Annotated in this window: 13 protein-coding genes; 3 read left to right on the top strand and 10 right to left on the bottom strand. The window is 57.8% G+C overall.

The features are described 5' to 3' along the window. Nucleotides 1–68 precede the first annotated feature (68 nt). Together surA and lptD are read right to left on the bottom strand one after the other, a co-directional pair. Nucleotides 69–1,355, bottom strand: a complete 1,287-nt coding sequence (surA, locus tag Electrica_RS21285) for a peptidylprolyl isomerase SurA (protein ID WP_131049212.1) — start codon at nt 1,353–1,355, stop codon at nt 69–71. A 54-nt stretch (nt 1,356–1,409) separates the two neighbouring features. Continuing rightward, nucleotides 1,410–3,761, bottom strand: a complete 2,352-nt coding sequence (lptD, locus tag Electrica_RS21280) for an LPS assembly protein LptD (protein WP_100682594.1) — start codon at nt 3,759–3,761, stop codon at nt 1,410–1,412. Between the two features lie 244 nt (nt 3,762–4,005). On the opposite strand from lptD, the gene djlA reads away from it, so the two are divergent. After that, a complete protein-coding gene (gene djlA / locus Electrica_RS21275; RefSeq protein WP_131049213.1) occupies nt 4,006–4,833 on the top strand; it encodes a co-chaperone DjlA in 828 nt (275 codons plus the stop codon). A 30-nt stretch (nt 4,834–4,863) separates the two neighbouring features. Here djlA and Electrica_RS21270 read toward each other — a convergent pair whose 3' ends face one another. After that, the gene (locus Electrica_RS21270; RefSeq protein ID WP_141965337.1) at nt 4,864–5,565 is read right to left on the bottom strand and encodes a response regulator; all 702 of its coding nucleotides are present in this window, start codon (nt 5,563–5,565) and stop codon (nt 4,864–4,866) included. Then, complete coding sequence (locus Electrica_RS21265) at nt 5,555–7,180, bottom strand: ATP-binding protein (RefSeq protein ID WP_131049215.1); 1,626 nt, start codon at nt 7,178–7,180, stop codon at nt 5,555–5,557. The genes Electrica_RS21270 and Electrica_RS21265 overlap by 11 nt, the downstream gene beginning before the upstream one ends. Before the next feature lie 438 nt (nt 7,181–7,618). Between Electrica_RS21265 and Electrica_RS21260 the strand changes: the two genes are divergently transcribed. Then, on the top strand, nt 7,619–8,983 hold the full coding sequence (locus Electrica_RS21260; protein WP_141965336.1) for a 2-hydroxycarboxylate transporter family protein: 1,365 nt from the start codon (nt 7,619–7,621) through the stop codon (nt 8,981–8,983). Nucleotides 8,984–9,153: 170 nt separating this feature from the next. Then, a complete protein-coding gene (gene citX / locus Electrica_RS21255) occupies nt 9,154–9,684 on the top strand; it encodes a citrate lyase holo-[acyl-carrier protein] synthase (RefSeq protein WP_141965335.1) in 531 nt (176 codons plus the stop codon). A gap of 66 nt (nt 9,685–9,750) precedes the next feature. Here the strand turns inward: citX and rluA are convergent, their stop codons facing one another. The 6 genes from rluA to araB all read right to left on the bottom strand — a co-directional run bounded on the left by rluA (nt 9,751) and on the right by araB (nt 20,086). Further along, nucleotides 9,751–10,410: a bifunctional tRNA pseudouridine(32) synthase/23S rRNA pseudouridine(746) synthase RluA gene (rluA, locus tag Electrica_RS21250; RefSeq protein WP_100682588.1), complete on the bottom strand. Its 660-nt coding sequence runs from the start codon at nt 10,408–10,410 to the stop codon at nt 9,751–9,753. 12 nt (nt 10,411–10,422) lie between these two features. Continuing rightward, the gene (gene rapA, locus Electrica_RS21245; protein ID WP_131049217.1) at nt 10,423–13,329 is read right to left on the bottom strand and encodes an RNA polymerase-associated protein RapA; all 2,907 of its coding nucleotides are present in this window, start codon (nt 13,327–13,329) and stop codon (nt 10,423–10,425) included. Nucleotides 13,330–13,517: 188 nt separating this feature from the next. Further along, entirely contained in the window at nt 13,518–15,875 is a 2,358-nt protein-coding gene (gene polB / locus Electrica_RS21240) for a DNA polymerase II (protein ID WP_100682586.1), read from the bottom strand. Nucleotides 15,876–16,067: 192 nt separating this feature from the next. After that, nucleotides 16,068–16,763, bottom strand: a complete 696-nt coding sequence (gene araD / locus Electrica_RS21235; RefSeq protein WP_141965334.1) for an L-ribulose-5-phosphate 4-epimerase — start codon at nt 16,761–16,763, stop codon at nt 16,068–16,070. A 100-nt stretch (nt 16,764–16,863) separates the two neighbouring features. Further along, nucleotides 16,864–18,366 carry an L-arabinose isomerase gene (araA, locus tag Electrica_RS21230; protein ID WP_100682584.1) on the bottom strand — a complete coding sequence of 501 codons (1,503 nt, stop codon included), beginning with the start codon at nt 18,364–18,366 and terminating at the stop codon, nt 16,864–16,866. Nucleotides 18,367–18,376: 10 nt separating this feature from the next. Then, nucleotides 18,377–20,086, bottom strand: a complete 1,710-nt coding sequence (gene araB, locus Electrica_RS21225) for a ribulokinase (protein ID WP_141965333.1) — start codon at nt 20,084–20,086, stop codon at nt 18,377–18,379.

Below are 20,086 nucleotides of genomic sequence, written 5' to 3'. Positions count from 1 at the left end.
GAGTTGTCCGGGCCGACGGCTTGCCGCCTCAATACACCCCGCGTGCTGTTGTGTATGAGGCCGTGATATTAGTTGCTCAGAATTTTGACGTAAGCGCTGGCGCGTTGTTCCTGCATCCAGGTTGCCGCTTCTTCAGAGAACTTACGGTTCATCAGCATCCGGTACGCGCGGTCTTTCTGCGCGGCGTCGGTTCTGTCGACCTGACGGCTGTCCAGCAGTTCAATCAGGTGCCAGCCGAAGGAGGAGTGAACCGGCGCGCTGGTCTGGCCTTTGTTCAGACGCATCAGCGCATCGCGGAACGCCGGATCGAAGATATCTGGCGTTGCCCAGCCTAAATCGCCGCCCTGGTTCGCGGAGCCCGGATCTTCGGAGAACTCTTTCGCCGCTTTAGCGAAGGTGGTTTTCCCGCTCTTAATATCGGCGGCAATCTGCTCCAGTTTAACCCGCGCCTGTTCGTCATTCATGATAGGCGACGGCTTCAGCAAAATGTGACGGGCGTGAACTTCGGTGACGGAGATGTTCTTGCTGCCGCCGCGCATGTCGTTCACTTTCAGAATATGGAAGCCGACGCCAGAGCGAATCGGGCCGATAATATCGCCTTTCTTCGCGCTGCTCAGCGCCTGGGCGAAGATCCCCGGCAGTTCCTGAATACGGCCCCAGCCCATCTGGCCGCCTTTCAGCGCCTGCTGGTCGGCAGAGTAGGTGATAGCCAGTTTACCGAAGTCAGCGCCGTTGCGCGCCTGCTCAGCGATAGAGTTAGCCTGTTCCTGCGCTTTCGCTACGTCGTCGGAGGTCGGGTTTTCTGACAGCGGAATCAGGATGTGGCTGAGGTTCAGCTCGGTGCTGGCATCGTTCTGATCGCCAATTTGTTTTGCCAGAGATTCGACTTCCTGCGGCAGCACGGTGATGCGACGACGGACTTCGTTGTTACGCACCTCCGCAATCAGCATCTCTTTACGAATCTGATTACGGTAGGTGCTGTAGTTAAGACCGTCATAGGCCAGACGGCTGCGCATCTGATCCAGGGTCATGTTGTTCTGTTTCGCGATGTTGGCAATCGCCTGATCGACCTGATCGTCAGTGATTTTCATGCCCATCTTCTGGCCCATCTGCAGAACTATCTGGTCCATGATCAGTCTTTCGAGGATCTGATGACGTAAGGTCGCGTCATCGGGCAGCTGTTGACCGGCCTGGCCAGCATTAAGCTTAACCGATTGCAATAAGCCATCGACGTCGCTTTCAAGAACAACGCCATTATTGACGACAGCCGCTACTTTATCGACAACCTGTGGGGCAGCGAAACTGGTATTCGCGATCATGGCGATACCGAGAAGCAGCGTTTTCCAGTTCTTCATACTTTTTCCATTTCAATTAACCGCAAATGCGGATTACGTTTTAAACCAGCCACATCACAGGGAGTTCTGGTACGGTAAAATGTTCGAACGCAGCATCTGCTGGGTGCCGAGACCGTAGTTGGAGCTCAGGCCACGCAACTCGATGTTAAAGCCAAAGGTGTTGTCATATTTGCTCTCGCCGCTGCCATTGCCGTTGTTGGTCCAGCCGTTGATCTTACGTTCGTAGCCAAGGCGAATAGCGTAACAGCACGAGTTATATTGCACCCCTAACATCTGGTTAGCGCTCTTTTTGGTATTGGTGTCAAAGTAGTACGCGCCCACCACCGACCAGCGATCGACGATCGGCCAGCTGGCGGCCATGCCCACCTGAGAAATACCATTTTTGTACTGCTCAGCGGTGGAGTACGACGGCAGCGTGGCCTGAATGTATTCCGGGCTGGCATAACGATAGTTAAGCTGTATTAAGCGGTTTTCATCGCGACGGTATTCCACGGTGCCGTTACCGGTAGCGACGTTAGCCAGACGAGTATCGTACTGAATTCCCCCGCGTAAACCCCAGTTATCGGCGATGCGCCAGTAAGTATCGCCGGCCCATACCAGTGAACCCGTTGTGTTGTTGTTCTCCCAGTTGATGTTGTCATCACCGGTCCGGGACTCGGTGAAATAATAGATTTGACCAACGGAAATATTAAAACGTTCAACGGCGGCGGAATCATATACGCGCGAAGTTACGCCGGTAGTGACCTGGTTCGCGGAAGCAATACGGTCCAGGCCGCTGTAGCTGCGGTCGCGGAACAGGCCGCTGTAGTCTGACTGCAGCAGCGTGGAGTCGTAGGAGCCGATTTGGCTCTGATCTCGATACGGGATATACAGATACTGCATACGCGGTTCCAGCGTCTGGGTGAACCCCTCCTGCATATCGCGCTCGAAGACCATTTTCCCGTCGACTTTAAACTGCGGCATCACGCGGTTAACCGACTCTTTATAGTTGGTGTTATTGGCGGCGTTGTAGTCATCGAGGTTGCTCTGCTGATAGTGCGTTGCCAGCAGCCTGGCTTCGGTATTAATACTGCCCCAGCCGTTAGACAGCGGCAGGTTGATCGTCGGTTCGAAGTGAACACGCGTGGCTTCCGGCATGTTGCCGTTGGTGTTGACGAAATGCACCGCCTGACCATAGAGATGAGTATCGAACGGACCGACATCATTCTGGTAATAGTTGACATCCAGCTGCGGCTGAGCGGCGTAGGAATTACTCGACTCACGGTTGAAGACCTGGAACTGTTTGGTCGACACGGTCGCGTCGAAGTTCTGGTTGACGTAGCCCGCGCTGAATTTCTGCGTGGCGTAGCCGTCGGTACTGGAGCCGTATTTCGAGCTGAAATCGTTAAAGTAGTTTGGATCGCTGACCTTGGTGTAGTCGGCGTTAAGGCGCCATACCTGGTCAATCACGCCAGAGTGGTTCCAGTAGAACAACCAGCGGCGGCTGTTGCTGTCGCTGGAGTGGTCGTCCTGGTAGACTTTATCCGACGGCAGGTAGTCAAACTCGAACAGGCCCATACCGGCTTTGGTCAGATAGCGGAATTCGTTTTCCCACATTACGCCGCCGCGCTCGCTCATATAGTGCGGCGTCAGGGTGGCGTCAAAGTTCGGCGCGATATTCCAGTAGTACGGCAGTGAAAACTCGACGCCGTTCTTGGTGCTGTATTTGGCGTTCGGAATGAGGAAGCCAGAACGGCGTTTGTCGCCCACCGGCAGCTGCAGGTAGGGACTATAAAAAACAGGGACCGAACCGAGTTTGAAACGGGCGTTCCAGATTTCCGCCACCTGCTCTTCGCGGTCGTGGATAACTTCGCTACCGACGACGCTCCAGGTGTCAGAACCCGGCAGACAGGAGGTAAAGCTGCCGTTTTCCAGAATGGTGTAGCGGTTTTCGCCGCGCTGTTTCATCAGGTCGGCGGTACCGCGGCCCTGACGACCGACCATCTGGTAATCACCCTGCCAGACGTTGGTGTCTTTAGTGTTGAGGTTTGCCCAGCCTTTCGGACCTTTCAGGATAACCTGATTATCGTCATAGTGAACGTTGCCGAGCGCGTCAACCGTGCGCACGGGCTGAGGCTGGCCAGCAGCCTGCTGCTGATGAAGCTGGACCTCATCCGCCTGGAGACGACTATTACCCTGGTTAATATCAACATTACCGGTAAAGACGGCGTTATCAGGATAATTGCCCTTCGCATGATCGGCATTGATCGTCACCGGCAGCTCGTTAGTCTGGCCTTCAACGAGGGGACGATTATAGCTTGGTACGCCAAGCATACATTGCGTGGCGAGATCGGCGGCGAGGCCTTGTTGGCTATACAAGGCGCTGGCGATCATGGTGGCCAGGAGGCTGGGAATACGTTTTTTCATACGTTGTATTTGTTGTTCCGTCATCTTGTGGCAGCGGCTTGCAAACGGTCAGAGCCTAACGTACTCATCTTCATCGCGCTAGTGTTAATCCTGCCGGTTTGAATCCCGAGCGTTAGGCACCGTGTAGAATGACGAGTATGATAAAGCAAAATATAGGCTATGTCCCACAATTGACCGAAGCGTCAGCGCTTTGTAACGTGCGGTCATATATAGCTTAACTGGCGGCGGAAAGATTGGGGAGTCTATGCAGTATTTGGGAAAAATAATTGGGGTTGCGGTCGCGCTGATGATGGGCGCAGGCTTTTGGGGACTGGTGCTGGGCCTGCTGGTCGGCCATATATTTGACCGGGCGCGAAGCCGCCGTATCAATGTGTTTGCCAACCAGCAGGAGCGGCAGTCGCTGTTTTTCTCCACCACCTTTGAGGTGATGGGTCATTTAACCAAATCCAAAGGTCGCGTCACCGAAGCCGACATTCATGTCGCCAACATCCTGATGGATCGCATGAATTTGCATGGCGAGTCGCGCACGGCGGCACAGCAGGCCTTTCGCGTAGGGAAATCAGATGATTATCCGCTGCGCGAGAAAATGCGCCAGCTGCGCAGCGTCTGTTTCGGACGCTTCGATTTGATTCGGATGTTTCTGGAAATTCAGCTGCAGACGGCCTTCGCCGATGGCGAATTACATCCTAATGAACGTGAAGTTCTGTTTGTGATTGCCGATGAACTGGGGATTTCCCGCGCGCAGTTCGAGCAGTTCCTGCGCATGATGCAGGGCGGCGCTCAGTTCGGCGGCGGTTCTCAGCAGGGTTCGTATGGCCAGAGCGGCGGAAATGCCGGCTGGCAGCAGGCGCAGCGCGGGCCAACGCTGGAGGATGCATGCAACGTGCTGGGCGTGAAGCCTACCGATGATGCCGCGACCGTGAAGCGCGCCTATCGCAAGCTGATGAGCGAACACCATCCGGATAAGCTGGTGGCAAAAGGGTTGCCGCCTGAAATGATGGAGATGGCGAAGCAGAAAGCCCAGGATATTCAGAAAGCCTGGGAGCTTATCAAAGAGCAGCGCGGGTTCTGAGCCGCAGGTCTCTCCCCGGCGGGAGAGACCTCATGATGTGCTTTGAGCGCGTCGGTACATCCGGCGCGGGTGACCAATCTTTCCGTACAACATCTCCACTTCGAGATAACCGATTTCCACACAGTGCTCCAGGTAACGGCGGGCGGTGGTTTTACTTAACCCGGCGTCGTTTACCACCTCATCCACGGAAAAACTGTGCTTTTCCCGCCCGCTGAACAGATTTTGCACCAACGCCAGCGTTTTCTCCTCGATCCCCTTACTGCCGCCGCTATCGGCGCGATAGTTCTTCGCCTGCAACTGGTACAGCGAATCAACGTTTTGCTGATCGACGATTTTCCATTCTCGCTGCTGATCGTAAAACTGCACGAAACGCTCCAGCGACTGGCTCAGACGTTTCCAGGAGACGGGTTTAAGGATGTAGTCGAAGGCGCCGTTGCGGATCGCCTGGCTACAGGTTTCCATATCGCTGGCGGCGGTAATAAAAATCACCGAGCAGTTGGCCTCTGCCAGAATCGGGTCGGTCATCAATGTGACCCCTTTGCCGTCGGGTAAATAGTTATCGAGCAGTATCAGCTGCGGCGGTTGGCTATTGAGCATCTGCCGCGCCTGGGAGAGGGAGGCGGCCATGCCCGTCAGCCGCATACGCGGATGCTTCTGAATCAGCTCGGCATGCAGCCTCGCCAGCTCGCTTTCATCTTCGATGATCAACACATCGACCAGATCATGATGCATAGTTCGCCTCGTGTCGGGGATGAACAGGGCCGTCGGCGGGGATAAACAGCGTAAAGATCGCGCCGCGCGGTGAGTTATCGGCGACTTCAATGGTGCCGCCAGCCTGTGTCACATAATGTTCAATAAGATACAGGCCGATACCGTGATCGCCACGGGTTTTGGTGGTAATGCCGCGTTCAAAGATATGATCGCGGATAGCCGGGTCAATACCGATGCCACGGTCGGCAACTTCAATCATCAGCTCGCGGGCATTCAGTTGAATCAGCACTTCCACCGGCTCGTGCGGCAGTTCGGCACGCTGCGTGGCTTCAATGGCGTTATCCAGCAGGTTGCCGATAATCGAAATCAGCTCCGGTTCAATTAAGGCAGACAGCGGCCGGTCGAGCTGACAGGCGGGGTCAAAGCTGAGCGCCACCCCTTTTTCGCGGGCGCGGGCAGCCTTACCCAGCAGCAGGCCGCAGAGCGTCGGCGAGCTGAACCGGGAAGAGATAAAGTCCAGCAGCTCCTGCGCATGTTCCGACTGCGCCTGAATATAGCGAATCGCTTCGTCATAGTGCCCCATATGCAGCAGACCGGAGAGCGTGGTCATTCGGTTCAGCTGTTCATGGCGCATGATGCGCAGGTTATCAACATAGCGTTTAACCTGGCTTAGCTGGGCGCTGAGGGAGTTGATTTCATCACGATCGCGGAAAGTAATCACCCAGCCCTGCAGCGACTCCTCCAGCATGATGCGCACCCGGCTGGCGAGGACGGTCAGCTGGTTGAAGCGGCACAGCTCATCGTGAGTGTCGTTTTCCAGCATTTCATCGCTGGCGAAAAAAGGTTGCGGGGCGATGACGCTGTCGATCGACTGGCCGCGTAGCAGCCGCGCGGGCTTGCTCAGTCCCAGCAGGCTGCGTGCGGCGTGATTGATCACCTCGATACGCCGCTGGCGATCGATAACGATAACGCCCTCATAGATCGATTCCATCATCGCCTTTTGTTGGCGTACCAGCAGGCCGATTTCTCGCGGTTCCAGCGAAAAAATTTGTTTTTTTATGCTGCGGGTAAAATACCAGGAGAAAATAAACAGCGCGATCAGCAGTAGCACGGCGGCGGCGAAGATATTGATGACCTTTGTCAGCGTGATGCTATCGAGATAACTGGTCAGGTAACCCACGGAGACGATGCCCACAACCCGGCCGGTGGCGTCGACGATGGGCGCCTTGCTGCGCAGCGACACCCCAAGCCCGCCTTTACGGATGGTGGTGACGCTTTTCCCTTCCAGCACCGCCTGATTATCACCGCCCACCAGCCGGGTACCGACCCACTCCGGGTGGACGGAATGAAACAGATGCACCCCCTGCGCGTCGCCAATAACAATAAAGCTCGCGTCGCTGCGGGCGGCGATTTTTTGCATCAATGACGTTAGCGGCTGCCGGTCTTTCGCAATAACCTGCTGGCGTAAATCCGGCATCAGCGCGATCTCTTCAGCCTGTATTTTGGCGCGGGTACTCATTTCCTGATAAAGCTGATGACTGGCATCGATGTAGTAATAGACGCCCAGCAGCGCGAATAATACGGAGAAAAAGGCGACCAGCGAAATAAACAGCTTAAATTGAAAGGAAACCTTCATAAGTCGTGTGCAACGTCTCTGCGCTACCGGCACGGTAACATATTCCCGGCGCCGATATGGGTTAGGCGGCAACGGGGTGAACGTTGCCGCAGGCGATGAGAAACCAGAATCATCTACTGGCGATGATTTATCAAGACACCACGGCAGGCCGCTTATTGCGCCTGAGCGTATCGCGGACGGTCGGTCAATCCGCCGGAGCCCGCGGTGGTCAGCGGTGACGAGACCTCGCGAAGAGGCACGTCGCAGTATTCCCCTCTGGCGTGCAATAAAAACCATAAAAACCACGCTAATAAATCAGAGAGATATCACGTCGTGGAATAGAAACCATAAAAACCATAATGACCATTAAAACTTCATTTCTAATTCGTCACGCTTCACATTAAGTCTGCTTCAGGCTCCCTAATCTCAAAAATGAATAATAACGAAAGGGCCAAACCTATGAGCACCACTGACAATGCATTCTCTGCGACCCTCGATCCCATCAACACCCCGAAAGCCACCCTCAAACAACGCTGGTGGCACGTGATGGATAATATGAAAGTCGGGATTATCCCGCTGCCTTTGTTCCTGCTGGCCGGCGGATTAATCGCCCTCGACTGTCTGGGCGGAAAGTTGCCGAGCGATATCGTGGTCATGGTCGCGACGCTGGCCTTTTTCGGTTTTGCCTGCGGTGAGTTTGGCAAGCGCCTGCCGATCCTCGGTAAGCTGGGCGCGGCGGCTATCTGCGCCACCTTTATCCCTTCCGCGCTGGTGCATTACGGCCTGCTGCCGGAAGTGGTGGTGGAATCCACGACCAAATTCTACAAATCGACCAATATTCTTTATCTCTATATCTGCTGCATTATCGTCGGCAGCATTATGAGCATGAACCGCACGACTCTGATTCAGGGCTTTCTGCGTATCTTCTTCCCGATGCTGTGCGGTGAAATCGTCGGCATGCTGGTGGGCATCGGCGTCGGTACGGCCCTGGGGATGGCGCCGTTTCAGGTGTTCTTCTTTATCGTGCTGCCGATTATGGCCGGTGGCGTAGGGGAGGGGGCGATTCCGCTGTCAATCGGCTATGCCGCCCTGATGCATATGGATCAAGGGGTGGCATTAGGCCGTGTGTTACCGATGGTAATGCTGGGCAGCCTGACGGCGATAGTGATTGCCGGTTGCCTGAATCAGCTGGGCAAGCGCTTTCCGCACCTGACCGGTGAAGGTCAGCTGATGCCGAACCGCCGCAATGAAACGCAGCGGGCGGACGATGCTGAGACCTCCGCTGGCAAGGTCGATGTGGCGACGCTGGCATCCGGCGCTCTGCTGGCCGTGCTGCTGTATATGCTGGGGATGCTGGGGCAGAAAATGACCGGTTTACCGGCGCCGGTGGGCATGCTGTTTCTGGCGGTACTGCTCAAACTGGTTAACGGCGTCTCGCCGCGCCTGCAGGAAGGATCGCAGATGGTCTACAAATTCTTTCGCACCGCGGTGACCTACCCGATTCTGTTTGCCGTGGGTGTGGCCATTACCCCGTGGCAGGAGCTGGTGAACGCCTTTACGATAACGAATCTGCTGGTGATCGTCAGCACCGTCTCGGCGTTGGTGGCGACCGGGTTCCTGGTCGGTAAAAAGACAGGCATGCACCCGATTGATGTGGCGATTGTCTCCTGCTGCCAGAGTGGTCAGGGAGGCACCGGCGATGTGGCGATTCTGACCTCCGGCAACCGTATGAGCCTGATGCCGTTCGCCCAAATCGCCACCCGTATTGGCGGCGCGATTAATGTTTCATTGGGTTTGCTGTTCCTCAGTCATTTCCTGGCATGATTTAGCTCTGCGCTAACAGGAAAACCTGCAATTTTCCTCCACGGGACGAAGAAAATTTCTTTGTCCCGTGCCCTAAATTCTGTTCGTTTAGCGATACAATCAGCAGCGTAATCCGCTATCGCGGCGGCGGCTTTGTCGTCGTCATTTTATCAAGTGAAGGAGAGGAATTAATGTCTGTGGATACTCCCGCCCGTGCGGGCGCCAGCGTAGAAACCGAGCTGGCGACGAAAGCGCAGCGTGCAGCGCGCCAGGCCGAGTGGCTTGGCCATTATCAACAACCGGTCATTGCGCTGACGCTGGTGACGCCGGGCGCGGTAAAAGACAGCATCCGCTATCGCAATATGATGGGCGTGGCGCTGCAGGCCTGCGACCAGCTGTTGTGGAAGCGCCGCTGGAAAACGCTGGACCGTCAGGTGCTGTGGTTGCCAACCGGGCCGGAGGCGCTGTGGTGCGTTGAGCATTCTGCCAGCGAGGTCAAGGCGCTATGCACGGAGCTGCTACAGACTCATCCGCTTGGCCGCTTATGGAATATCGAAGTGATTTGTCCGCAACAAGGCCGGCAGGTGCAGGATGAAAGTACGCGCCGTTGCCTGCTGTGCGATGATGCCGCTCAGACCTGCGAGAGCCTGCATCGCCATGATGACGAAGAGGTTGTCGCCCGCGTTGAGCAGATGATCGATGCGTGGTTTGCCCGCGATTAACCGCCGGTAGTCAGAACGTGTAGCCCGGGTAAGGCGTATGCGCCGCCACCCGGGGTAAACACCCGATCAGAAATCGACGGGCGCGCGAAAGGTCATCGCGTTGCCGTAGGCCGGATGGGTAATGGTCAGCGTTTCGGCGTGCAGCAGCAGCCGTGGGGCCATCGCCAGCGCCTCTGGCGTCGCATAAAAGCGATCGCCAAGAATCGGATGGCCCAGCGCCAGCATATGTACGCGCAGCTGATGTGAACGCCCGGTAATCGGCTTCAGGCGCACGCGGGCGCTGTTATCGTCGGCATACTCCAGCACTTCATACTCAGTTTGCGCTGCTTTACCGGTTTCGTAACACACCTTCTGCTTTGGCCGGTTCGGCCAGTCGCAGATCAGTGGTAAATCCACCAGCCCTTCCGCTTTTTCCGGATGCCCCCACACGCGGGCGACGTACTGCTTCTTCGGCTCACGCTCGCGAAACTGACGCTTCAGCTCGCGCTCCGCCGCTTTGGTCAGCGCCACCACAATCACGCCGCTGGTAGCCATGTCGAGGCGGTGCACCGACTCGGCCTGCGGGAAGTCGCGCTGCACGCGCGTCATCACGCTGTCTTTATGCTCCTCCAGTCTCCCCGGGACGGACAACAAGCCGCTCGGCTTGTTGACCACCATGATGTGCTCATCCTGATAGAGGATAACCAGCCAGGGATCCTGTGGCGGATTGTAGTTTTCCATCGCCATATTCGCGTTCCGTTACTGGTGGGTGACCACGATTAAGCGCAGCGCATCGAGACGCCAGCCAGCCTGCGCCAGCGCGTCCATCACCTGCTGACGGTTGCTCTCGATGGCCGAAAGCTCGTCGTCACGGATGTTCGGGTTAACCGCTTTTAATGCTTCCAGACGAGAGAGTTCCGCCGACAGCTTGTCGTTGGCTTCATCGCGGGCCGCGTCGATCAGCGCCTGAGCGGCTTTGGCAACCTGCGCCTCACCGAGCTGGAGGATCGCATGCACGTCCTGCTGTACCGCGTTGACCAGTTTGCTGCCGGTATGACGGTTGACGGCGCTCAGCTGGCGGTTGAAGCTTTCAAACTCCACCTGACCGGCGAGGTTATTGCCGTTTTTATCGAGCAGCATGCGCACCGGCGTCGCCGGCAGGAAGCGCTTAAGCTGCAGTTGTTTCGGCGCTTGCGCTTCGACAACGTAAATCAGCTCCAGCAGCAATGTACCGACCGGCAGCGCCTTGTTCTTCAGCAGGGAGATAGTGCTGCTGCCGGTATCGCCGGAAAGGATCAGATCCAGGCCGTTGATAATCAGCGGGTGCTCCCAGGTGACGAACTGCGCATCTTCGCGAGACAGGGCAATATCTCGTTCGAAGGTGATAGTGCAGCCGTCTTCCGGCAGACCCGGGAAGTCCGGAACCAGCATATGATCGGAAGGGGTGAGCACGATCAGGTTCTCGCCTCGATCGTCCTGGTTGATGCCGACAATATCGAACAGGTTCATGGCAAAGGCGATCAGGCTGGTATCGTCATCCTGCTCTTCAATGCTTTCAGCTAATGCCTGGGCCTGCTCTCCGCCGTTGGAGTGAATCTCCAGCAGGCGGTCGCGACCCTGTTCCAGCTGCGCTTTCAGCGCATCGTGCTGCTGGCGGCAGGTTTTGATCAGCTCATCGAAGCCTTCGCTGGTTTCCGGCGCGGCAAGATAATTAATCAGCTCGTTATGCACGCTGTCGTACACGGTGCGGCCAGTCGGGCAGGTATGTTCAAATGCATCCAGACCTTCGTGGTACCAGCGAACCAGCACGGACTGCGCGGTTCTTTCCAGATACGGAACGTGAATCTGAATATCGTGCGCCTGACCGATACGGTCGAGACGGCCAATACGCTGCTCCAGCAGGTCCGGGTTGAACGGCAGATCGAACATCACCAGGTTGCTGGCAAACTGGAAGTTACGGCCTTCGGAGCCAATTTCAGAACACAGCAGCACCTGGGCGCCGGTATCTTCTTCGGCGAACCATGCGGCGGCGCGGTCGCGCTCAATGATCGACATGCCTTCGTGGAAGACCGCGGCGCGGATCCCTTCGCGTTCGCGCAGCACCTGCTCCAGCTGGAGCGCGGTAGTCGCTTTCGCGCAGATCACCAGCACTTTCTGCGAGCGGTGGCTGGTCAGGTAGCCCATCAGCCACTCAACACGCGGATCGAAGTTCCACCAGGTACCGGTATCGCCTTCAAATTCCTGATAAATCTGCTCCGGGTAGAGCATATCGCGCGCGCGTTCTTCTGCGGTTTTACGCGCCCCCATAATGCCGGAGACTTTAATCGCCGTCTGATACTGGGTGGGCAGCGGCAGACGAATGGTGTGCAGCTCGCGTTTCGGGAAGCCTTTGACGCCGTTACGGGTGTTACGGAACAGCACGCGGCTGGTGCCGTGGCGATCCATCAGCATCGAGACCAGCTCCTGGCGTGCGGCCTGGGCGTCATCGCGATCGCTGTTAGCGGCCTGCAGCAGCGGTTCGATATCCTGCTCGCCGATCAGATCGCCAAGGGTGTTCAGTTCGCTATCGCTCAGCTTGTTACCCGCCAGCAGCAGCGCGACGGCATCGGCCACCGGGCGATAATTCTGTTGTTCTTCAACAAACTGCTCGAAGTCGTGGAAGCGGTTGGGGTCCAGCAGGCGCAGACGGGCGAAGTGGCTTTCCATACCCAGCTGTTCCGGGGTGGCGGTCAGCAGCAGCACGCCCGGCACGCGTTCGGCCAACTGCTCGATTGCCTGATATTCGCGGCTCGGCGCTTCTTCGCTCCACACCAGGTGGTGCGCTTCATCGACGATCATCAGATCCCATTCGGCGTCGCACAGGTGCTCAAGGCGCTGTTTGCTGCGGCGCACGAAATCCAGCGAGCAGATAACCAGCTGTTCGGTCTCGAACGGGTTGTAGGCATCGTGCTGGGCTTCGGCATAACGCTCATCGTCAAACAGCGAGAAACGCAGGTTGAAGCGGCGCAGCATCTCAACCAGCCACTGATGCTGCAGGGTTTCCGGGACGATGATCAGCACGCGTTCCGCCGCGCCGGCAAGCAGCTGCTGATGCAGAATCATCCCGGCTTCGATGGTTTTACCCAGACCGACTTCATCGGCCAGCAGAACGCGCGGCGCGTGGCGGCGGCCGACGTCATGGGCGATATGCAGCTGGTGGGGAATCAGGCTGGTGCGCTGTCCGCGCAGGCCGCTCCACGGCATCCGGTACTGCTCGCTCTGGTATTTGCGGGCACGGTAGCGCAGCGCAAAACGGTCCATCCTGTCTATCTGGCCGGCGAACAGTCGGTCCTGCGGCTTGCTGAACACCAGTTTGCTGTCGAGCAGCACTTCGCGCAGCGTGACGTTGGCCTCTTCGGTATCGAGACGGGTACCGGTGTAGGCCAGCAGGCCATTCTCTTCATTAACTTCGTCAACCTGGAGCTGCCAGCCTTCATGGCTGGTAATGGTATCTCCGGGATTAAACATCACGCGGGTGATCGGGGAATCATTGCGCGCGTACAGACGGTTTTCGCCGATGGCGGGGAAAAGCAGGGTCACCATACGCGCATCCAGCGCAACTACCGTCCCTAATCCCAGTTCGCTCTCTGTGTCGCTAATCCAGCGTTGACCAAGTGTAAAAGGCATATATGTTCAGCTCTTGTGTTCTTAAATTGCAGGCAATAGTTAATCTTCTCCAGGCAAGCCAGAGGGAGATCAAAATTGGGTCCAGGAATGGAAAGGGCGCTATATTACTGGATGGCAGCTCGTTCGTCACGTCCTCGTCGTCCTTCAATTTGCAGATATGTTGGCTGGAAATTGAAAGAGCGAGGAAATTAAAATAGCCCCAGTTGCCCTGTCACTATTGTAGCAAAATCATCGTCGACAAAGGGAAGTATTCCTTCCGCGACCGGCTGGAGTTGCCTGGACAAATAGTGCTCATAATCAAGCGGCGACAGCTGATAATCCACCGGCTCCGGGCCGCTGGTGGTCCAGACATACTGGATGCTACCGCGCTGCTGGTACTGTTGCGGCCTGCCGAGCCTGACGTTTTGCTCATCGGCCAGCCGGGCGGCGCGGACGTGCGGCGGCACGTTGCGCTGGTATTCGGCCAGCGGGCGGCGCAGGCGCTTACGGTAGATCAGGCGATCGTCGAGCTCGCCGCTCATCAGCTTAGCAATGGTTTGCAGAATATAGTCGCGATAGGGCTGGTGGCGGAAAATGCGCAGATACAGCTCCTGCTGAAACTGCTGGGCCAGCGGCGTCCAGTCGGTACGCACCGTCTCCAGTCCTTTGAAGACCATCCGCTGCGCTTCTCCCTCCTGAATCATCCCGGCGTAGCGTTTTTTGCTGCCGGTATCGGCTCCGCGAATGGTCGGCATTAAAAAGCGGCTGAAGTGGGTCTCAAACTCCAGCTCAAGGGTGCTGGTGAGCTGGTCTTTACTCAGCTCTGCGGCCCACCAGTCGTTGACGAAAGCGACCAGCGAGCGCCCGATTTGCGTCGCCTCTTCTTCGCGATGAGGACGTTTAAGCCAGACGAAGGTGGAGTCGGTATCGCCGTAGATAACGTCATAGCCCTGCGACTCAATCAGCGCTTTGGTCTGGCGCATAATCGCATGCCCGCGCATGGTGATAGAAGAGGCCAGACGGGGATCGAAAAAGCGGCAGGCGCTGGTGCCGAGCACGCCGTAGAAGGCGTTCATAATGATCTTCAGCGCCTGAGAAAGAGGGTTGTTCTTGTGCCGTTTGGCATCATCGCGGCCGTGCCAGATTTGCCCGACAATCCCCGGTAGACAATGGTTCTGACGCGAGAAACGGGCGCCGAGAAACCCCTCGGTGCTGTGCGCATTGTCCGGCTGCGCCATCCCTTCGATAAGCCCGACCGGGTCTATCAAAAAGGTGCGGATAATCGAAGGGTAGAGGCTTTTATAATCCAGTACCAGCACCGAATCGTAGAGACCGGGGCGCGAGTCCATGACGTAACCGCCGGGGCTGGCCTGCGGCGGCACTTCGCCCAGGTTAGGCGCGACGTAACCCAACCGGTGCATGCGTGGAAAATAGAGATGGCTGAAGGCGGCGACGGAACCCCCGTGGCGGTCGGCGGGCAAACCGTTGACCGTGGCTCGTTCGAGCAGAAACGGCATGATCTCCGTTTTATGGAAGATACGCGTGACCAGCTCGCAGTCCTGCAGATTATAGGTCGCCAGCGCCGGTTTATCTTCGTGGAAGCGGCGGTCGATTTCGTCCATCCGATCCCAGGGATTATCAATCGCTTTCCCCTCGCCGAGCAGCTCACGCGCCACCGCTTCAAGGGAAAAAGAGGAGAAGTTCCAGAAGGCGGATTTCAGCGCCTCAATACCGTCGATAATCAGGCGGCCGTTGGCCTGGGCAAAGAAGACGCCCTGCTTAAACCCATGTTCGCGCCACTCCAGTTCCGTATTCCCACGGCCGAGCATCAGCGGAATGCGATAGCGTTCGGCATGCTTTTGCAGGATCCTAAGGTCGAACTGGATAACGTTCCAGCCGATCAGCACATCCGGGTCGTGTTCGGCAAACCAGGCATTGAGTTTTTCCAGCAGCTGCGGGCGGCTGGCGACGTACTCCAGCTGGAAATCGACGGCGGGGGCGTCGGGCGCGGCGGGGCCGAGCATGTAGACCACCCGTTGCCCGCAGCCTTCCAGCCCGATGCAGTACAGCTCGCCGTGGCGGCTGGTTTCAATATCCAGCGACACCCACTTCAGCGGCGGCCGGTAGTGCGGGTTGGGTTTCATGCGGGCGTTGATCAGCCGCGCGCCGCGCGCGTCGCCTTCGACCCAAACCGGCGCGGTGATGAAGCGCTCCATCAGATAGCGCTCCGGTGGGCGGATATCGGCTTCGTAAACGGTGATGCCGTTTTCACGCAGCTTTTTTTCCAGGCGCATCAGCTGGCGATGAGCGCGACAATAGAGGCCGAAAACCGGCTGACGATGAAAGTCTTTTAAGGCGAGCGGGGCGAGACGCAGGCCGTTTTCGCCCTGCAACAGACGTTCGACCTGGGCGCGTTGCGCTTCGGGAATGAAGGCGACCGACTCCTGCGGCGGCAGGGTGACCTCAAGCGGGCCGCCGTCGGTGGCAAGCCAGAAGGACAGCTCGGTGCCTTGCGGGGTATCCCGCCAGTGACGGGTCAGTAAGAAACCTTCTCGTGGCTGGGTCACGCCGTGCTCTCATCAATTAAAACCAGGCCTGATTATAGCCTGGTTCAATCGATGATGCTGGGGTTTTATACAGGTATGGCGCGTGCTATTTCCCGGAGGCGGCGCTTGCGCGCCTGTCCGGGCTACCCGCCCGCAGCTCGCTGTGCGTCAGTAGCCCGGCTAAGCGGAGCGCGAGCCGGGGATACCGCGGGTTTATTGCCCGTAATAGGCTTTCGCGCCGTGCTTGCGCAGATAGTGTTTATCCAGCAGCGTTTGCTGCATCGCGGGGAGCTGCGGCGCCAGCTGGCGGCAAAAGATGCCCATATAGGCGATCTCTTCCAGCACGATAGCGTTGTGTACCGCGTCTTCGGCATTTTTCCCCCAGGCGAACGGGCCGTGCGAATGCACCAGCACGCCGGGCATCTGCGCTGGATCGATACCCTGGTCGCGGAACGTTTCAACGATAACGCGTCCGGTTTCCCACTCATATTCGCCGTTGATCTCCTCATCTGTCATCAGGCGGGTACAAGGGACCGGGCCGTAGAAGTAATCAGCATGAGTGGTGCCGGTCGCCGGAATGGCTTGTCCGGCCTGCGCCCAGATGGTGGCATGGCGCGAATGGGTATGGACAATTCCGCCCAATGACGGGAAAGCCTGGTAGAGCAGGCGGTGGGTCGGCGTATCCGAAGAGGGTTTCTTGTTCCCTTCGACCACTTCGCCGCTTTCAAGACTCACCACCACCATATCGTCGGCACCCATCGCGCTGTAGTCGACGCCCGATGGTTTGATGACCAGTACGCCGCGTTCGCGATCGACGGCGCTGACGTTGCCCCAGGTGAGAGTAACGAGATTGTGTTTCGGCAGGGCCAGGTTGGCTTCAAGCACCTGCTGCTTTAAGGCTTCGAGCATTGCGTTCTCCTTGCCGGGTGGCGTTTCGCTGACCCGGCCTACAAAACCGCAGTTTGTAGGCCCGGCAAACGAGGTGCCGCCGGGCAATTGGCTGCCGTGGTTAACGTTTTGAAGCGTAATAAACTTCGTTCCAGCGCAGCGCGTCTTTAAAGGACGGCAGACGGGTTTCGTTATCGATAACCGCCAGTTCGATATCCTGTAGCTCGGCAAACTGACGCATATCGTCGAGCGTCAGCGCGTGGCTGAAGACGGTGTGGTGCGCGCCGCCGGCGATGATCCAGGCTTCAGACGCGGTGCGCAGATCCGGCTGGGCTTTCCACAGCGCGTTGGCAACCGGCAGCTTCGGCAGATCGTGCGGCGTCGATACCGTTTCAATGGTGTTAACCAGCAGGCGGAAACGATCGCCAAGATCGATCAGGCTGGCGACGAGCGCCGGGCCGGTTTGCGTGTTGAAGATCAGGCGCGCCGGATCGGCTTTACCGCCGATGCCCAGCGGCTGAACGTCGAGGATCGGTTTGTCTGCCGTGGCGATAGTCGGGCAGACTTCCAGCATATGTGAACCCAGAACCAGATCGTTGCCGTTATCGAAGTGGTAGGTGTAGTCCTCCATAAAGGAGGTGCCGCCCTGCAGACCGGTTGACATCACCTTCATGATGCGAAGCAGGGCGGCGGTTTTCCAGTCGCCTTCGCCGGCAAAGCCATAGCCCTGCTGCATCAGACGTTGTACGGCGAGGCCCGGGAGCTGCTTCAGGCCGTGTAAATCTTCAAAGGTGGTGGTGAAGGCATGGAAACCGCCCTGTTCAAGGAAGCGTTTCATCCCCAGCTCAATGCGCGCGGCATCGAGAAGATTCTGGCGCTTATCGCCGTGGATCTGCGCCGCCGGGGTCAGGCGATAGCTGCTTTCATACTCATCCACCAGCGCGTTGATATCCCCCTCGCTGATGCTGTTGACCACCTGAACCAGATCGCCCACCGCCCAGGTATTGACCGAGAAGCCGAATTTGATCTGGGCGGCAACTTTATCGCCATCGGTAACCGCGACTTCCCGCATGTTGTCGCCGAAGCGGCAGACTTTCAGATGACGGGTATCCTGCTTAGAAACCGCCTGACGCATCCAGGCGCCAATACGCTGATGGGCGACCTGATCCTGCCAGTGGCCGGTGACCACGCTGTGCTGTTGGCGCATGCGCGCGCCGATGAAGCCGAACTCGCGGCCGCCGTGCGCGGTCTGGTTCAGGTTCATAAAGTCCATATCGATGCTGTCCCACGGCAGCGCCGCGTTGTATTGCGTGTGGAACTGCAGCAGCGGCTTATTGAGGATAGTCAGGCCGTTAATCCACATTTTGGCCGGAGAAAAGGTGTGCAGCCATACCACCAGACCCGCGCATTTATCATCATAGTTAGCGTCGCGGCAGATATGGGTGATTTCATCCGGCGTGGTGCCCAGCGGCTTTAACACCAGCTTACATGGCAGCTTTGCTTGCGCATTCAGGCTGTTCACCACATGTTCGGCATGCTTCGTGACCTGACGCAGCGCTTCCGGGCCATACAGATGCTGGCTGCCAATCACGAACCATACTTCGTAGTTATCAAAAATCGTCATTTTCGTGTCCTTAATGGGTGAGAGCTGCCTGAGAATGCGGGGCTTTTTCCGCCTTCGCAGCCGAAGGGAGATACTGTTGTTCTGCGCTGACCGACCACTGCTGGTAGCGCTGGTAAAGTTGTTCAAAGCGTTGAGCCTGAGCAGGACGCGGCTGCAGGGTGCTTTCGACCTCACTTGCCATGCTGTGCTGAGCCGTTGGGATATCCTGATGCACGCCTGCGGCGACGGCGGCGAAGATAGCCGCGCCGAGCGCGCAGCACTGATCGGAGGCGACGATTTGCAGCGGACGGTTCAGCACGTCACAGCAGGCCTGCATGATGATCGGGTTTTTGCGGGCAATGCCGCCCAGCGCCATCACGTTGTTGACCGGGATACCCTGTTCGGTGAAGCACTCCATAATGGCGCGCGCGCCGAAGGCGGTGGCCGCGACCAGGCCGCCAAAGAGCGCTGGCGCATCGGTGGCGAGATTGAGATCGGTAATCACCCCCTTCAGGCGCTGGTTGGCATTAGGGGTACGACGACCGTTAAACCAGTCCAGAACCACCGGCAAATGTTCCAGCGACGGGTTTTTGGCCCAGGCCGCGGTAAGCGATGGCAGCAGCTGTTTTTGCTGGGCAGCGATCTGTGTTTTCAGTTCCGGATGCTGTTGCGCCAGCTGTTCCAGCGGCCAGCCGAGAATACGGCCAAACCAGGCGTAAATATCGCCGAAGGCGGATTGTCCGGCTTCCATACCAATAAAGTCAGGAACCACGCTGCCATCGACCTGGCCGCAGATCCCCTTGACCGTGCGATTGCCCACGCTCTGTTTGTCGGCGATCAGAATGTCGCAGGTGGAGGTGCCGATGACTTTGACCAGGGCGTTGGGCTGCGCGCCGGCGCCGACGGCGCCCATATGGCAGTCGAAGGCGCCGCCGGACAGGATGACGGTTTCCGGCAGGCCCAGGCGCTGCGCCCATTCGGCGCAGAGGGTGCCGACCGGGACATCGGCGGTCCAGGTGTCGCTAAACAGCGGCCAGCTCAGGTGCTGGTTGATAAGCGGATCGAGTTCATCGAAGAAGCTGGCCGGCGGCAGCCCGCCCCAGCTTTCATGCCACAGTGATTTATGCCCGGCGCTACAGCGGCCGCGACGAATATCCTGCGGGCGGGTGGTGCCGGAAAGCAGGGCGGGAACCCAGTCACACAGCTCAATCCACGAAACGGCTGCCTCGGCGACGGCGCTGTCCTGACGGGTGACGTGGAGTATTTTGGCCCAGAACCATTCGCTGGAGTAGATACCGCCGATGTAGCGGGAGTAGTCCTCTTTGCCCGGCTGATGGCACAGGCGAGTAATGGCTTCCGCCTCTTCGACCGCGGTGTGGTCTTTCCACAGCACGAACATGGCGTTGGGGTTATCGGCAAACTCTTCGCGCAGCGCCAGTACGTTGCCGTCCGCATCGATAGGCGCCGGCGTTGAGCCGGTACTATCGACGCCGATACCCACCACCTCATCACGCTGTCCGGCGCTTAACAATGCCAACACACTTTTCAGCGCGGCTTCCATCGATTCAATATAGTCGCGCGGATGGTGGCGAAACCGGTTGTTCGGGCCATCGCAAAACAGCCCCTCCTGCCAGCGCGGATACCACTCTACGCTGGTGGCCAGCTCCTCACCGGTGGCGCATTCCACTGCCAGCGCGCGTACGGAATCACTACCAAAATCGAGGCCAATCGCAATTGCCAT

This window comes from Klebsiella electrica, from assembly GCF_006711645.1.
Classification (GTDB): domain Bacteria; phylum Pseudomonadota; class Gammaproteobacteria; order Enterobacterales; family Enterobacteriaceae; genus Klebsiella; species Klebsiella electrica.
Note: the sequence above shows the minus strand (reverse complement) of the source record. Positions and strands in the feature narration are given on the sequence as shown.

Excerpts from the sequence above, each read along its gene's own strand:
- surA (WP_131049212.1), bottom strand. The coding sequence starts at position 1,355 with ATGAAGAACTGGAAAACGCTGCTTCTCGGTATCGCCATGATCGCGAAT.
- lptD (WP_100682594.1), bottom strand. The coding sequence starts at position 3,761 with ATGAAAAAACGTATTCCCAGCCTCCTGGCCACCATGATCGCCAGCGCC.
- djlA (WP_131049213.1), top strand. The coding sequence starts at position 4,006 with ATGCAGTATTTGGGAAAAATAATTGGGGTTGCGGTCGCGCTGATGATG.
- Electrica_RS21270 (WP_141965337.1), bottom strand. The coding sequence starts at position 5,565 with ATGCATCATGATCTGGTCGATGTGTTGATCATCGAAGATGAAAGCGAG.
- Electrica_RS21265 (WP_131049215.1), bottom strand. The coding sequence starts at position 7,180 with ATGAAGGTTTCCTTTCAATTTAAGCTGTTTATTTCGCTGGTCGCCTTT.
- Electrica_RS21260 (WP_141965336.1), top strand. The coding sequence starts at position 7,619 with ATGAGCACCACTGACAATGCATTCTCTGCGACCCTCGATCCCATCAAC.
- citX (WP_141965335.1), top strand. The coding sequence starts at position 9,154 with ATGTCTGTGGATACTCCCGCCCGTGCGGGCGCCAGCGTAGAAACCGAG.
- rluA (WP_100682588.1), bottom strand. The coding sequence starts at position 10,410 with ATGGCGATGGAAAACTACAATCCGCCACAGGATCCCTGGCTGGTTATC.
- rapA (WP_131049217.1), bottom strand. The coding sequence starts at position 13,329 with ATGCCTTTTACACTTGGTCAACGCTGGATTAGCGACACAGAGAGCGAA.
- araD (WP_141965334.1), bottom strand. The coding sequence starts at position 16,763 with ATGCTCGAAGCCTTAAAGCAGCAGGTGCTTGAAGCCAACCTGGCCCTG.
- araA (WP_100682584.1), bottom strand. The coding sequence starts at position 18,366 with ATGACGATTTTTGATAACTACGAAGTATGGTTCGTGATTGGCAGCCAG.
- araB (WP_141965333.1), bottom strand. The coding sequence starts at position 20,086 with ATGGCAATTGCGATTGGCCTCGATTTTGGTAGTGATTCCGTACGCGCG.